The following is a 322-nucleotide window of genomic DNA, read 5'->3' on the forward strand; positions in this document are numbered from 1 at the left end:
CCGGCGTGCCGGACCGCCTCGCCGCGGGGCTGACCGCGCCGGAAGCGAAGCTCTACGAGGCGATCGGCGCGGTGCCGTTTGCGCTCGACCGGCTGCTCACCTCCAATGCCCAGAACGCCACGCTGAACCGGCTGGTGGCGCGTGGCCTCGTGCATATCTGCGGCTTCACGCCGTCGGACGCCGCCCATGTGCTCGGCAAGCAGGCCAATTGGGACCCCGCCGCCGCCCGCCTCGGCGCCGAGCTGTTCTCCCGCCGGCGCGACGGCCGCGGCCAGGCGATCGCCGCGACGCCGGAGGCGCTCGCCGCGCGCGTGCTGGTCAC

1 pseudogene is annotated in these 322 nt (G+C 75.5%); it reads left to right on the forward strand.

The features are described from left to right. Positions 1 to 322: pseudogene (locus tag EN818_RS31525) on the forward strand (hydantoinase/oxoprolinase family protein); the annotation flags it as partial.

It is taken from the genome of Mesorhizobium sp. M3A.F.Ca.ET.175.01.1.1 (genome assembly GCF_004791945.1).
GTDB lineage: Bacteria > Pseudomonadota > Alphaproteobacteria > Rhizobiales > Rhizobiaceae > Mesorhizobium.